Source organism: Enterobacter asburiae (genome assembly GCF_007035645.1).
GTDB lineage: Bacteria > Pseudomonadota > Gammaproteobacteria > Enterobacterales > Enterobacteriaceae > Enterobacter > Enterobacter asburiae_B.
Window position 1 is genome coordinate 2,633,423 of sequence record NZ_AP019632.1, and the last position, 13,333, is coordinate 2,646,755.

The 13,333-nt window shown below is 55.8% G+C and carries 15 protein-coding genes; 5 read left to right on the top strand and 10 right to left on the bottom strand.

From position 1 onward, the window contains the following. Positions 1-66 precede the first annotated feature (66 nt). Positions 67-303 carry a murein lipoprotein Lpp gene (gene lpp, locus FOY96_RS12510; RefSeq protein WP_010430241.1) on the top strand — a complete coding sequence of 79 codons (237 nt, stop codon included), beginning with the start codon at positions 67-69 and terminating at the stop codon, positions 301-303. A gap of 60 nt (positions 304-363) precedes the next feature. Here the strand turns inward: lpp and ldtE are convergent, their stop codons facing one another. From ldtE to FOY96_RS12560, 9 genes are all read right to left on the bottom strand, one after another. Beyond that, complete coding sequence (gene ldtE / locus FOY96_RS12515; protein ID WP_039262109.1) at positions 364-1,377, bottom strand: L,D-transpeptidase LdtE; 1,014 nt, start codon at positions 1,375-1,377, stop codon at positions 364-366. Positions 1,378-1,474: 97 nt separating this feature from the next. Continuing rightward, entirely contained in the window at positions 1,475-1,891 is a 417-nt protein-coding gene (sufE, locus tag FOY96_RS12520; RefSeq protein WP_028012869.1) for a cysteine desulfuration protein SufE, read from the bottom strand. 14 nt (positions 1,892-1,905) lie between these two features. Further along, positions 1,906-3,126 carry a cysteine desulfurase SufS gene (gene sufS / locus FOY96_RS12525; RefSeq protein ID WP_143347178.1) on the bottom strand — a complete coding sequence of 407 codons (1,221 nt, stop codon included), beginning with the start codon at positions 3,124-3,126 and terminating at the stop codon, positions 1,906-1,908. Next, positions 3,123-4,394, bottom strand: coding sequence for a Fe-S cluster assembly protein SufD (gene sufD / locus FOY96_RS12530; protein WP_143347179.1), 1,272 nt, complete (start codon positions 4,392-4,394; stop codon positions 3,123-3,125). Before sufD ends, sufS begins: the two co-directional genes overlap by 4 nt. Beyond that, the gene (sufC, locus tag FOY96_RS12535) at positions 4,369-5,115 is read right to left on the bottom strand and encodes a Fe-S cluster assembly ATPase SufC (protein WP_143347180.1); all 747 of its coding nucleotides are present in this window, start codon (positions 5,113-5,115) and stop codon (positions 4,369-4,371) included. Before sufC ends, sufD begins: the two co-directional genes overlap by 26 nt. 9 nt (positions 5,116-5,124) lie before the next feature. Then, a complete protein-coding gene (gene sufB, locus FOY96_RS12540; RefSeq protein WP_143347181.1) occupies positions 5,125-6,615 on the bottom strand; it encodes a Fe-S cluster assembly protein SufB in 1,491 nt (496 codons plus the stop codon). Positions 6,616-6,623: 8 nt separating this feature from the next. After that, entirely contained in the window at positions 6,624-6,992 is a 369-nt protein-coding gene (gene sufA, locus FOY96_RS12545) for a Fe-S cluster assembly scaffold SufA (RefSeq protein ID WP_033145301.1), read from the bottom strand. 313 nt (positions 6,993-7,305) lie between these two features. Next, entirely contained in the window at positions 7,306-8,034 is a 729-nt protein-coding gene (locus tag FOY96_RS12555) for a MerR family transcriptional regulator (RefSeq protein ID WP_033145300.1), read from the bottom strand. A gap of 188 nt (positions 8,035-8,222) precedes the next feature. Further along, positions 8,223-9,443 (bottom strand): diguanylate phosphodiesterase, encoded by a 1,221-nt coding sequence (locus FOY96_RS12560; protein WP_143347182.1) that lies wholly within the window; start codon positions 9,441-9,443, stop codon positions 8,223-8,225. 338 nt (positions 9,444-9,781) lie between these two features. Between FOY96_RS12560 and ycgZ the strand changes: the two genes are divergently transcribed. From ycgZ to fdhF, 4 genes are all read left to right on the top strand, one after another. Continuing rightward, complete coding sequence (gene ycgZ / locus FOY96_RS12565; protein ID WP_143347183.1) at positions 9,782-10,021, top strand: regulatory protein YcgZ; 240 nt, start codon at positions 9,782-9,784, stop codon at positions 10,019-10,021. Positions 10,022-10,025: 4 nt separating this feature from the next. Further along, complete coding sequence (locus FOY96_RS12570) at positions 10,026-10,346, top strand: hypothetical protein (protein ID WP_143347184.1); 321 nt, start codon at positions 10,026-10,028, stop codon at positions 10,344-10,346. A gap of 29 nt (positions 10,347-10,375) precedes the next feature. Continuing rightward, positions 10,376-10,654: a biofilm/acid-resistance regulator YmgB/AriR gene (locus FOY96_RS12575; RefSeq protein WP_048977426.1), complete on the top strand. Its 279-nt coding sequence runs from the start codon at positions 10,376-10,378 to the stop codon at positions 10,652-10,654. A gap of 191 nt (positions 10,655-10,845) precedes the next feature. Next, the gene (gene fdhF / locus FOY96_RS12580) at positions 10,846-12,996 is read left to right on the top strand and encodes a formate dehydrogenase subunit alpha (protein ID WP_143347185.1); all 2,151 of its coding nucleotides are present in this window, start codon (positions 10,846-10,848) and stop codon (positions 12,994-12,996) included. Positions 12,997-13,084: 88 nt separating this feature from the next. Here the strand turns inward: fdhF and FOY96_RS12585 are convergent, their stop codons facing one another. Next, a complete protein-coding gene (locus FOY96_RS12585) occupies positions 13,085-13,279 on the bottom strand; it encodes a YdiH family protein (RefSeq protein ID WP_003857766.1) in 195 nt (64 codons plus the stop codon). Positions 13,280-13,333 lie beyond the last annotated feature (54 nt).

Consider the following 13,333-nt stretch of genomic DNA (forward strand, 5'->3'; position numbering starts at 1 on the left):
CCAAAAAACTTTGTGTAATACTTGTAACGCTACATGGAGATTAACTCAATCTAGAGGGTATTAATAATGAATCGTACTAAACTGGTACTGGGCGCGGTAATCCTGGGTTCTACTCTGCTGGCTGGTTGCTCCAGCAACGCTAAAATCGATCAGCTGTCTTCTGACGTTCAGACTCTGAACGCTAAAGTTGACCAGCTGAGCAACGACGTGAACGCAATCCGTTCCGACGTTCAGGCTGCTAAAGACGACGCAGCTCGCGCTAACCAGCGTCTGGACAACCAGGCTACTAAATACCGTAAGTAATAGTACCTGTTAATAAAATGGCGCACATTGTGCGCCATTTTTTTTGCCTGCGTCAAACGGCTACTGCGTCACCTTCTCCCCTTCATCTTCCGCTACCGCAGCGGACACCCGACTGTTCTGCACCGACAACACGCTATTGCTGGCCGACGGGCCGCTCTCTGACGACACGATAACCGGGATCCCGGCGCGGCGTGACAGGGCTTTCTCGATCAGCGCCTTATCGCTTCCCGCCTGAGAAACAAAGGTCGCAAAGTCGGCGGAGTGGGTAATGGGCGAGACCTGCGGGTTTTCTCCCTCAGCCTGCGCCAGCGGGCGATGGACTTCAATATAGCGTTTACCATCCGGCTCCACGGAGAACTTCACGGGTTCATTGATAATCTGTACCCGCGTGCCAACCCGCACCTGTTCAAACAGGGCTTTAATGTCCGGGGCGTTCATCCGCATACAGCCGGAGCTGACGCGCAGGCCAACGCTGTCCGGCGCGCTGGTGCCATGGATGAGATATTCCCCGTTGCCCACGCCTAAACGCAGTGCGAAGCGTCCCAGCGGGTTATTTGGCCCGGCAGGTACCACCGGCGGTAATTTGATTCCCTGCTCCAGAGAGCGGGCTCTGATGCCCGGCGTGGGCGTCCAGGTAGGATTCGGGATTTTCTGGCTTACGCGCGTGGTCGTAACCGGCGTTTCCAGCCCCAGCTGTCCGATGCCGAGCGGGAAGACCTGAACGATGTTTTCTCCCGGCGGGAAGTAGTAGAGCCGCAGCTCAGCGAGGTTCACCACAATCCCCTCGCGCGGCGTGTCCGGCAGCAGCATCTGCGACGGGATGGTAATGACGGTTCCCGGCGCCGGGTTGACTGGCGCAATGGTATTGTTCGTTTCCAGAATCACCTGCGCCGCGGTATTAAACCGGCGGGCGATGGTCTGCAGCTTATTATCCCCTTCCTGTATCGTGTAGGTTTGATTTTGCCCAATCAGGCGACTGCCTGCGGGCGGCAACGGATAGTCCATCGCGCGGGCCGAATTAAGTGCGCCGAGCGAACTGAGGAGTAATAGAGTTATGAGAGACGCGCGCTTCATGCTGAGATTCCTTATTCACTGGCAGGACGCCAGAAAGCTGAAAAACCAGCGAGGCGGGAACCACCTCGCGAAACAGAATGAATGCTGTTCTGTAATTCTAGCTAAGGATTGCAGCTTTGGCGCGAATCGCGCGAATCATCGCTTCGAGTCCCTGGGAACGAGACGGGGTGAGGTGTTGTGTGAGGGCCATTTTTTCAAACCACGGGCGGACATCGAACGCGACAATATCCTGCGCCGACATCCGGTGATAAAGAATAAAGACGACCGCAATAAGCCCTTTTACAATGGCCGCATCGCTGTCGCCGTGCAGTGCTATCGTGCCGTCGTCAGACTGCTCCATCACAATCCACACCTGGCTCTGACAGCCCTGAATAATATTTTCCGGGTTATGCGCCTCTTCACCGAGCGGCGGCAGACGCTGCCCCAGCTCGATGATATACAGGTACTTCTCTTCCCAGTTTGCGCAACGCCCAAAGTTGCGCAGCAATTTGTCTCTGTCCGGCAGTTCTGCCATCTTTCGCCTCTCCGTTAGCCCAGCAGCTGGTGAATGCGCTTAAGCCCCGCCACCAGCCTGTCGACCTCTTCCGTTGTGTTGTACATCACCAGCGACGCGCGGCACATTGCCGGCACCTGGTAAAACGCCATCAGCGGCATGGCGCAGTGGTGCCCGGTACGGACCGCCACGCCGTAGTTATCGAGGAAACTGCCCACGTCATAGGCGTGATGTTTCCCGAGATTGAACGCGATCACCCCTTGCCGGTCGGCAGGCCCGTAGAGGGTCAGATCCGGCACGCTGGCAAGCTCGGCAAGCGCATAGTGCATCAGCAGCTGTTCGTACTCCTGAATGCTTTCAAGGCCGATTGCGGAGACGTAGGAAACCGCCGCCCCCAGCCCGATAATCCCGCCGGTGTTGGGCGTACCCGCCTCAAAACGCCACGGCGCGCGCGCGTAGGTGGTGCCTTCCGTCAGGCTGACGGTGGCGATCATCGAGCCGCCCCCTTCCCACGGCGGCATCGCCTGCAGGATATCTTCCTTCACGTAGAGCACGCCGATCCCGGTCGGCCCATAGAGCTTGTGGCCTGAGAAGACGTAGAAATCGCAGTCCAGCGCCTGAACGTCAACCGCGTGGTGCATTACCGCCTGGGCGCCGTCAATCAGCACCTTCGCGCCGGCCTGGTGGGCTTTTTCGATAATCTCTGCCACCGGGTTTTCCGTCCCCAGCACGTTGGAGACCTGGGTGACCGCCACCAGCCGCGTGCGGTCATCCAGCAGTGCGTCGAGCTGCTCAAGCTGCAGCGTCCCGTCAAGGTTAAGCGGAATGACCCGCAGCTGCGCGCCAACGCGCTCACAGAGCATCTGCCACGGCACGATATTGGCGTGGTGCTCCATCTGGGTGATGATAATATTATCCCCTGCGTGGACCTGCGCGTTGCCCCAGCTGTTAGCGACAAGGTTGATCCCTTCGGTGGTTCCGCGCACGAAGACCAGCTCCTCGGGCGATTTCGCATTGAGGAAGGCAGCAATTTGCGTGCGCACGTTTTCCATACGCTGGGTCGCCTCGGCGCTCAGGGTATGAATACCGCGATGCACGGCGGCGTAGCCGTGGCGATAAAACTCGGCTTCCGCATCCACTACCGGGTTAGGCTTCTGCGCGCTGGCCGCGCTGTCCAGATAGGCCAGAGGAAGACCGTTTACTTCACGGGTCAGAACCGGAAAATCTGCCCGTACTTTCTCGACGGGAAAACTCATGCTTCGCCTCCAGGCAGACGCTGACCGATACGCGCCAGCACCTGCTGTTTCAACTGACCATCGTTCAGCGCTTCCGTCAGTTCGGCGGCAAACGCATAGATAATCATTTTCTGCGCCGCCTGCTGGTCGATACCGCGGGAACGCAGGTAGAACATCTGCTCGTCGTCGATGCGCCCGACCGTCGCACCGTGGCTGCACTTCACGTCGTCGGCGTAGATCTCCAGCTGCGGTTTGGTGTCCACTTCCGCCAGGCGACCTAACAGCAGATTGTTGTTGGTCATCTGCCCGTCGGTTTTAATGGCGTGCTGCGCCACGTTAATCAGTCCGTTAAACACCGCGCGCCCTTTATCACTCACGATAGTTTTGTGCAGCTGGCGGCTGTTGCAGTAGCCCTTGTTGTGCTCAAGCCAGGTGCGCGTGTCGCACACTTCAGATTTAACCGGCATCGCCAGGCTGTTGATGCGCAGCGTGGTGTTTTCACCGTTAAGCTGCGTGCTGGTGTTGTGGCGCAATACCGACCCGCCGAGCAGGAAGCTGTGGCTGTACGCCGCGGCATCCTGACCCAGCACAATATCGTTATGGGCAAAGTGGTGGCTCTGCGCATTCTCAAACGCCAGCTTGACGTGGTGAAGCTGGGCATTGGCGGCAACGTTCATCGTCAGACGCGATCCGGTAAAGTGCCGGACATCGTTAAGGCTGACGTAATGTTCGATTACCGTGGCTTCCGCCCCCTCCGCCAGCTCAAGATGGTGGCGATAGTGCGCGGTGTTGATTTCGTCGCCGTCCAGACCCTGGGTGATGTGCATCAGCAGCAGCGGTTTTGCCGGACGCTGGTTACGCTTCACGCGTATATGCGTCACGCTGCGGGCCAGGCTCTCGGTCAGGTGGAGGAAAACCTCAGGCTGAACCGGGGCGCTCAGGGGCTGGCGATCGTCGTTTATCTCAATCTCAAATCCGCTCCCCTGAAGGGCGTCGCTCAGCTCCGGACGGAACTCACCGTCGACAAACACCAAGCGCACGGCGTCCACGTTTACGGCCAGCGCGTCACGCTGCGCCGGGATGAGATCCGCCAGGCGGGTCACAAACTCGGCGTTCAGCAGGCCATCAAGCGGGGTGTATTTCCAGTTCTCATGCTTACGCGTCGGCAGGCCGAGACGCAGCATCTGCTGCAGATGCTGCTGCGCCTGCTCAGAGCGCGTGCCGCCCTGGGCTTCAAACAGCCGGTGCCACTGCTGGAGCGCATTACTGCTGTTCGGTAAGCCAGCCATAGCCCTGCTCCTCCAGTTGTTTAACCAGCGTGAAATCACCGGATTTCACAATACGCCCCTGGTAAAGCACGTGAACGTAATCCGGCTTAATGTAGTCCAGAATGCGCTGGTAGTGGGTGACGATAATGAACGAACGCTTGCCGTCGCGCAGGGAGTTCACCCCGTCAGCGACAATCTTCAGGGCGTCGATATCCAGACCGGAGTCGGTTTCATCCAGAATGCACAGCTCGGGCTCCAGCACCGCCATCTGCAGAATGTCGTTACGCTTTTTCTCGCCGCCGGAAAAGCCAACGTTCACCGAACGGGTCAGCAGATTTTCCGGCATTTTCAGCAGCTTGATCTTCTCTTCCATCAGGTCCTGGAAGTCAAAGCGGTCCAGCGCCTCCAGGCCGCGATACTTGCGCACCGCATTCAGCGCCGTCTGCAGGAAGAACTGGTTGCTGACGCCAGGAATTTCGACCGGGTACTGGAAGGCCATGAAGATGCCCTCTCCCGCGCGGTCTTCCGGCGACATCTCCAGAAGGTCTTTGCCGTTAAACTCCACCGAGCCGTGGGTTACCTCATAATCTTCGCGCCCCGCCAGCGTCGCAGAAAGCGTACTTTTCCCGGAGCCGTTCGGCCCCATGATGGCGTGAACTTCACCCGGCTTGACGTCAAAATTGAGGCCACGCAGGATGGCTTTGTCTTCTACGCTGACCTGTAAATCTTTAATGCTTAACATGTGCTTTCCTTAACCGACGCTGTGTTCAAGACTAATGGCGAGGAGTTTCTGGGCTTCAACGGCAAATTCCAGCGGCAGTTCAGAGAACACGTCCTTACAGAAGCCGTTAACGATCATCGAGATGGCGTCTTCTTCGCTGATCCCGCGCTGCAGGCAGTAGAAGAGCTGATCTTCCCCAATCCGCGACGTCGTCGCCTCGTGCTCAAGCTGGGCCGTGTTGTTACGGCACTCGACGTACGGGAAGGTATGCGCCCCGCAGTCAGCGCCAATCAGCATCGAGTCACACTGGGTAAAGTTTCGCGCATTGGTGGCCGTCGGCATGATTTTCACCAGCCCGCGATAGCTGTTCTGGCTATGCCCGGCAGAGATCCCTTTCGAGATGATGGTTGATTTGGTGTTTTTACCGATGTGGATCATCTTGGTGCCGGTATCGGCCTGCTGATGGCCGCTGGTCAGCGCCACCGAGTAAAACTCGCCGATGGAGTTATCCCCGCGCAGAATGCAGCTCGGGTATTTCCAGGTGATGGCAGAGCCGGTTTCTGACTGGGTCCACGACATCTTGCTGTTTTCGCCTTCGCACAGCGCGCGCTTGGTGACGAAGTTCAGGATACCGCCGGTATTGCCGTCGCCCGGGAACCAGTTTTGCACCGTGGAGTATTTCACCTCGGCATCTTTGTGGATGATGACCTCCACCACCGCCGCGTGCAGCTGGTAGCTGTCGCGGACCGGGGCGGAGCACCCTTCGATATAGCTGACGTAGCTGCCTTCATCCGCAACCAGAATCGTGCGTTCGAACTGGCCGGTTTTTTCGGCGTTGATACGGAAATACGTCGACAGCTCCATCGGGCAGCGCACGCCTTTCGGCACATAGATAAAGGTGCCGTCAGAGGCTACCGCCGCGTTGAGCGCCGCAAAGAAGTTGTCGTTAGAAGGCACCACGGTCCCAATGTATTTTTTCACCAGTTCCGGATGATCGTGAATCGCTTCGCCGAAGGAGCAGAAAATGATCCCCTGCTCTGCCAGCTTCTCGCGGTAGGTGGTTGCCACCGAGACGGAGTCGAAAATGGCGTCCACCGCCACCTCTTTCCCCTCACGCACGGGCACGCCAAGCTGGTTAAAGGCTTCTTCCACCTCTTTGCTGAGGAAACTGTTCTCCTCACCGGTTTGCTGCACCGCGCCGGGCTGCGAGGCGCAGGTATCGTCACAGCTGCCGCAGGAGGGCGCGGAGTAGTAGCTGTAATCCTGATAGTTCAGCTTGTCGTAGTGCGCTTTCAGCCAGTGCGGTTCTTCCATCTCCAGCCAGGCGCGGAAGGCGCTCAGGCGGAACTCCAGCATCCACTCGGGCTCGTTGCGTTTCGCCGAGATCGCCCGCACGACATCTTCGTTGATGCCTTTCGCCAGCTCATCGGTCTGCAGCTGGGTGAAGAACCCCTCTTTATAGTTGAGGTGCCCACCGCCCCAGGTATTTACTTCACTCGTTGCTTCAGTATTACGAGACATAGTACCGCCTATACCCCAAAGCTTTCGCCGCAGCCGCATTCGTTCTGGGCTTTCGGGTTATGAAATTTGAATAACTGGTTTAAGCCTTCGCGGACGTAGTCCACTTCGGTGCCGTCAATAAACGGCATGGCCTGCAGCGCGACGTACAGCTTCGCGCCGTCAGTCTCGAACACCAGGTCATCTTTCTCGGGTTCGGTGACGGTATCGAGCACGTAGCCGAAACCCGCGCAGCCGGTCTGTTTGACGCCTAAACGCACGCCAAGGATCTCAGGCTTTTTCGCCACCAGATCGTGAATATGTGCCGCCGCCGCTGGCGTGAGCGTTAAGCCGCGCCAGGCAAAATCGGCAGGATTAAAGGTTTCTGAATGCAGTTCCATAGGTCCACCTCATCTGATAAGCCATCAGGGCATAACACCATGTTAGTGATAACGATTATCACTTCAACCCTCTGTCAGCAGGGGCATTCGGCTAAACCGCCCTTTTTGCCTACTTTTATTAAGCATAGACCCTGTGAGAGGATGCAGTCAGGATGGATGTATTTGTTCAATGCATTGATTAATAATGCATTTCGTCGCGGCATTTATGACAGGGAAGAGAAAAGTAAAATATGCATCGGAAATGCCTATTTTTGAGATAGCTTTTGTTCAGAAAAGGACAAAAACAAAAAAAGGCCCTCAAGGCCTCTGTTAATCAGTGATGAAATGAGACAGCAAACCCCTGTTCACGCCAGTGGTCGAGCTGTTCCTGCTGGCGAGGCGTTGGGGATTTCCCCGTCCAGACGAAGATTTTTTGCCCAGGGAACAGTTCAGGACGCGGCGAATCAATAGGTTCCGCCAGGACGTCAATGTGCCATCCCTTCTGCGATAAGCGCGCGGCTTCCAGCCACAGGTGGGTGCGGTCATCGCATTCCCAGCCAATCAGGAGGGCGTCTTTACCAGCTTTTTTGCGGGATTCCGCCAGGCTTGCAATCGCGAATTCGATCAGGACGCCGTCAAACAGGCTCGCCATGTGACGCACGGTGTTTTGATCCTGATTCATGCGCTGACGAACGGGAGAAATAATATTGTCAATCAGCGCATCTATCGCGTGATCGCGGCGGAATTCGCCCATTTTGGCGCGCAGCTTTGCCGGGCTGGCGTAACGCAGAACGGTCATCATTTCTTCCTGGAACGAGACCCAGTTGCCCTGAGTCAATACTTCTTTGTTTTCCAGCAAGGCTTTGACTTTTCCGACCGAGACGCCGCTTTTCATCAGGCGCTTGATCTCTTCTATGCGGAGGATATCTTCATCGTCAAACTGACGATGACCTCCTTCGCTGCGCTGCGGCTTCAACAATCCATAACGGCGCTGCCAGGCACGCAGCGTAACGGGGTTGATACCGCATCGTTCGGCCACTTCGCCGATACTGTAATAGGCCATTAACTCCCTCACGCTCAGAACTTCCATACCTAACTGCACCAACCTTATCAGATTGTACACACCATTTGTATAACTAAGACCGCATTTTGCTCAGGTGAATGGGCTACTCCTCCCTTCACCTGTTAATACATTGTTGTATAAAAATTACCATTCGTACAGTTAACTCTGCCGTAATGTGTACAGCTTTATCAGAAGTCGAACTTTTTCTCCGGCCACGCAATCGCGGGAATACCGCCGTGTCGCGGGCTGGCAAAAAGATGTCCCTGGAACTGGGAAATCCCGGCGGATTCCAGCCACATCCACTCTTCAGCCTTCTCTACTCCTACCGCGCAGAACTGGATCTCAAGCGAGGAGCAGCATTTAATAATCGCCTGAATAATGGCCTGTCGGGGGCCACTTTTATGCACGTTCGCGACCAGATCGCGATTAATCTTAATTCTGTCCGGCTGGAACTGCGCCAGCAGCTGCAGCCCGGCAAAACCGGCGCCAAAGTGATCGATCGTCACGCTGATACCCGCGCTTTTTAACTGCCTGACCGAATCCGTGAATTCATCAAAACGGGAAATGGCTTCGCTCTCGGTGAACTCCACCACAATTTGCTCGGGTACAAACCCATTGGCTTCAATCGCGGTGAGCAGGAAATCCACGGCGTTGGGAATGTTGACCAGCGTCATGGGCCGCAGATTGAGGGATAACGTCTGATCCTGTAGCCCCAGCGCGCTGGCCATGGAGAGCGCCACCTGCTTGCTGTGTAAATCAGAGGCGTACACCTCGTCACGCGGCAGATTAGCAAAGTAATCTCCCGGTGCGCCGCCGTCAGGCGTGCGGAGAAGCGCCTCCCAGGAGACGACCTGCTGCATAAACGGATCGACTATCGGCTGGAACGCAAAGCTGCAATCCGCCCCTTTCGCGACCACTTCGGGCTGCGCGGACAGGCGCGTTTCTTCGCGAACGAACTCCCAGGAATCCGCAGGCGGCAGTTCAAAATAGTTCGCTTTTTCCGTGGCCTCGACAAAGGTGCGGAAAAACTGCAGCGGGCGGTCATTATACGTCAGCTGATAGCGTGTCGTCCCCCTGTTGAGCACCTGCTGCAGCACTTCGTCCCTGTCGAAGTGGCGCAAATCAAAAAGCTCCATGCCCACGTTGCCAAAACGCCGGACAGGTCCGTGATCGCGCATCAGCTCCACCACGTTATGGTGGCGCGGGTCGTTGCAGATCTGCTCATAGATAGCAGAGACGTGTTCCACTGGCCCTTCAAGCAGCTGAAAAAAATGTGTGCCGTTAAACAGCAGGATCCCCGTGATATTGGATTGCCGGTTTTTACTATTTGCAGCAGCGACCATTGCTTCCAGCGCTTTAACTGGAACGTCCTCGCAGATATGACTGCGGTAAATGATGGTTGTGAGCATGCTATTCCTGGGGGTTAGGGTTTTGGCCACAAAAAAGGTGGATAAGGATCATTTATAGCACATTAATTGCCTGACAAATAATTTACATCTCAACCATTTACGGCATTTGATGATGCTTTTTTCCAGGCTGTACAACTTATCAGCGCCCGAACTTTTTGTACAATATATCCTGTAACATTACCGGTCCACAACATACTCATAACCAAATGAAAATAAAGTACTTTATAAAAAATATCATAAAAATATTAAAAATCTGTACATTTTTAGTGTACAGATTTAGAAATTATGTATACCTTAATTGTAACGTTAGTGATTACAAAATTTTACAGGAGCGAAACATGCAGCAGAAAGGTTACGTCGCAGATTCCGCAGCAGCAATCGCACAGTACTTCGAAAAAGTCGTGCTTCCTACCCAGCAGGAGACGCTGGGCCAGGTCGTTGTTGAAATTCTCAGCGACGGGCGAAATCTGAATCGCAAATCGCTCTGTACCAAACTGCTCAGCCGCCTCGAAAAGGCCGATGGCCCGGAAGAGGAAGAGCATTACCACAAGCTGCTTGGTCTGCTCTTCGAACGGTAAGGATATGAAGAGCAGTAACGCAGACAAGCTGATCGACACGCTTATCGGTGAAGCCGTTCTCTCTCTTTTGAAAGAGCGGGGGCCAGTGACAACCGAAGGATTGCTGCAGCGTCTGCGGGTCATGGAAGAACATGAAAAGGATCCCCGGCGGCGGGAGACACTTGCGGTGGTGATTGCCGAGATCGGCTCAAATAGCACCGCCTTTACACGTCGCAGAACCGCGCAAGGACGAACGAACAGAGAGGGACCTCTCAACGATAAGAAAGACAATGTAGTGCCGTTATTTGGAAGTGGAAAACCGTCCGACCCCAAAAAAATACATTGACTGCAATTTAACAGCTACGGTGAGAACAAATGAGACAAAATATTCAGCTTCAACCCGAGTACCACTCTGCTTTTTTAGACAGTGCGCTGGCGGAATATTTCCGTCATGCAGGCGATCGTTTTGCTGAAGAGTCCGCTATTTTTTCTACTGCAGTACGCTGTGTTCTGGCCTCCGAAGGCCATCTGTCCAACAAAGCGATTATCCTCTGGCTCATTCAGACGCTGGAAGCGACCCACGATGTTGTCCAGGCGGATGTAATTCGCAAGACGCTGGAAATTGTCGTGGGCTACACCATGGACGACCTGTAATTTCACGGCCACTCATCCTGCTTTCGTGTCATCGTCAAAACTGACGAATGTTCTGACGATGACACGCGCCTTCCCCGCTTAACACCCTGTAAAACCAGCAAAGCCAACCTGGCATGGTTCCTGCTTACCTCTGCTTACGGGACTGGGTTTTCCAGTCAACTTTGCTTCATTTCTTAACAGGTCTGTTATTGATGAAAAAGATCGCCAGCGTCTGCCCCTACTGCGGTGCAGGCTGTAAATTAAACCTTGTCGTTGAAAATAACCGTATCATCCGTGCCGAAGCCGCAGAAGGCGTCACAAACCAGGGCACCCTGTGTCTGAAAGGCTTTTACGGCTGGGACTTCCTCAACGATACCCGTCTGCTCACCCCGCGCCTGACCCAGCCGATGATCCGCTACCATAAAGGCGAGGCATTTACTCCCGTCACCTGGGAAGAGGCTATCCGCTACACCGCCCACAGGCTCAGCAGCATCAAAGCGCAGCACGGGCCGCGGTCGATCATGACCACAGGATCCTCTCGCGGAACCGGCAATGAAACAAACTATGTGATGCAAAAATTTGCCCGAGCGGTGCTTAACACCAACAATGTGGACTGCTGCGCGCGCGTTTGTCACGGCCCTTCCGTGGCCGGTTTACAGGAAACGCTCGGCAACGGCGCGATGAGCAACTCAATCAACGATATTGAAAACTCAAAATGCCTGCTGGTGTTTGGCTATAACTGCGCGGACTCCCACCCTATCGTCGCCCGACGCGTGCTGAAAGCGCGGGAAAATGGCGCAAAAATTATCGTCTGCGATCCGCGGCGCATTGAAACGGCGCGCATCGCCGACCAGCATCTGCAGCTGAAAAACGGCAGCAACATGGCGCTGGTAAACGCCTTTGGCTACGTGCTGCTGGAAGAGGAGCTCTACGACAAAAGCTACGTGGCGCGCTTTACCGAGGGGATTGAGGCCTACCGCCAGACGGTGAAAGACTATGCGCCGGAGAAGGTTGAGCATCTTACCGGCATTCCCGCCCGCGACGTTCGCCAGGCGATGCGCACCTTCGCGGCGGCCCCTTCCGCCACCGTGATGTGGGGGATGGGCGTGACCCAGTTTGGTCAGGCCGTGGATGTGGTCAAAGGGCTTTCCAGCCTGGCGCTGCTGACCGGCAACCTCGGCCGCCCTGCCGTCGGCGTCGGTCCCGTGCGCGGGCAAAACAACGTTCAGGGCGCCTGCGATATGGGCGTTCTGCCAAATATGTTCCCCGGCTATCAGGATGTGACCGATCCGGCGGTCAGGCAGAAGTTTGCCGATGCCTGGGGAATTGACGCCGATAAAATGGACGATCGGGTCGGGACGCGCATTACCGAGGTGCCCCATCTGGCGCTGGAAGGCAAGGTCAAGGCCTACTACATCATGGGGGAAGATCCGCTTCAGACCGAAGCCGATCTCGGTCTCGTTCGCAGCGGTTTTGAGGCGCTCGACTTTGTGGTGGTTCAGGACATCTTTATGACCAAAACGGCAGAAGTGGCGGACGTTCTGCTTCCTGCCACCTCCTGGGGTGAACACGGCGGCGTCTTTACCTGTGCCGATCGCGGATTCCAGCGTTTTGGCAAAGCCATTGAGGCCAGCGGCAACGTGAAGCGCGACTGGGAGATTATCAGCCTGCTCGCCACCGAGATGGGCTACCCGATGCATTATGACTCCAACCAGCAGATCTGGGACGAGATGCGCGAGCTGTGCCCTCTCTTCTACGGCGTGACGTATGAAAAAATGGGCGAGATGGGCCACGTGCAGTGGCCGTGCCCGACGCTGGATCATCCGGGAACGCCGTACCTGTACAAAGACAATCAGTTCGACACCCCAACCGGTAAAGGCCAGCTCTTTGCCGCACCGTGGCGCGCACCGGCGGAAACTCCGGACGCAGATTTCCCGCTGGTGCTGTGTACGGTCCGTGAAGTGGGGCACTACTCCTGCCGCTCGATGACCGGGAACTGCGCCGCGCTGCAAAGCCTGGCCGATGAGCCGGGCCGGGTGCAAATGAACCCAGCCGATGCGGAAAAGCTGGGCATCGCGGAGGGCCAGCTGGTCTGGGTGCGTTCGCGTCGCGGCAAAGTGATCACCCGCGCCAGCATTAGCGAGCGTATCAACGCCGGGGCGGTCTACATGACCTATCAGTGGTGGATTGGCGCCTGCAACGAGCTGACCCAGGATAATCTCGATCCCATCTCAAAAACGCCGGAAACGAAGTATTGCGCGGTGCAGCTGGAGGCGATTGAGGACCAGCGCTGGGCGGAGGATTTTGCGGCGTCGGCGTATCAGTCCATGAAGTCGCGGCTGATCAACGCCGTCAATGTCTGAGGAAAATATCGGGTGGCGTCACCGCCGCCCGATACTGAATTGCAGACACAAAAAAGGCCGCACTCGCGGCCCTTTTATTCTCATGTACTCAATGGACGTGAACGCCCAACCGCCAGGCAAAATAGATCTCTTCTTTCAGTTCATTCGAAGAGAGCGCCAGCAAATCTGTAAATTCCAGCTCAAGCTGTTTCAGCTTTTTCAGGTACTGCGCCGGAGACAGGTTGCTCTTATCGCGACGTAAATATTCAATTGCCAGCTGTGTTGGGGTTATTTCAGTATCCATGATGTCCTCGCTTATGTACAAAACCTGACCAGTATATCACAACGGACTGGCTAG

Bases quoted from the DNA above. Each gene is read 5' to 3' on its own strand.
- FOY96_RS12575 (WP_048977426.1), top strand. From the start codon at position 10,376: ATGAGACAAAATATTCAGCTTCAACCCGAGTACCACTCTGCTTTTTTA.
- FOY96_RS12570 (WP_143347184.1), top strand. From the start codon at position 10,026: ATGAAGAGCAGTAACGCAGACAAGCTGATCGACACGCTTATCGGTGAA.
- sufD (WP_143347179.1), bottom strand. From the start codon at position 4,394: ATGGCTGGCTTACCGAACAGCAGTAATGCGCTCCAGCAGTGGCACCGG.
- ldtE (WP_039262109.1), bottom strand. From the start codon at position 1,377: ATGAAGCGCGCGTCTCTCATAACTCTATTACTCCTCAGTTCGCTCGGC.
- fdhF (WP_143347185.1), top strand. From the start codon at position 10,846: ATGAAAAAGATCGCCAGCGTCTGCCCCTACTGCGGTGCAGGCTGTAAA.
- ycgZ (WP_143347183.1), top strand. From the start codon at position 9,782: ATGCAGCAGAAAGGTTACGTCGCAGATTCCGCAGCAGCAATCGCACAG.
- sufS (WP_143347178.1), bottom strand. From the start codon at position 3,126: ATGAGTTTTCCCGTCGAGAAAGTACGGGCAGATTTTCCGGTTCTGACC.
- sufC (WP_143347180.1), bottom strand. From the start codon at position 5,115: ATGTTAAGCATTAAAGATTTACAGGTCAGCGTAGAAGACAAAGCCATC.
- sufB (WP_143347181.1), bottom strand. From the start codon at position 6,615: ATGTCTCGTAATACTGAAGCAACGAGTGAAGTAAATACCTGGGGCGGT.
- FOY96_RS12585 (WP_003857766.1), bottom strand. From the start codon at position 13,279: ATGGATACTGAAATAACCCCAACACAGCTGGCAATTGAATATTTACGT.
- sufA (WP_033145301.1), bottom strand. From the start codon at position 6,992: ATGGAACTGCATTCAGAAACCTTTAATCCTGCCGATTTTGCCTGGCGC.
- sufE (WP_028012869.1), bottom strand. From the start codon at position 1,891: ATGGCAGAACTGCCGGACAGAGACAAATTGCTGCGCAACTTTGGGCGT.
- lpp (WP_010430241.1), top strand. From the start codon at position 67: ATGAATCGTACTAAACTGGTACTGGGCGCGGTAATCCTGGGTTCTACT.
- FOY96_RS12555 (WP_033145300.1), bottom strand. From the start codon at position 8,034: ATGGCCTATTACAGTATCGGCGAAGTGGCCGAACGATGCGGTATCAAC.
- FOY96_RS12560 (WP_143347182.1), bottom strand. From the start codon at position 9,443: ATGCTCACAACCATCATTTACCGCAGTCATATCTGCGAGGACGTTCCA.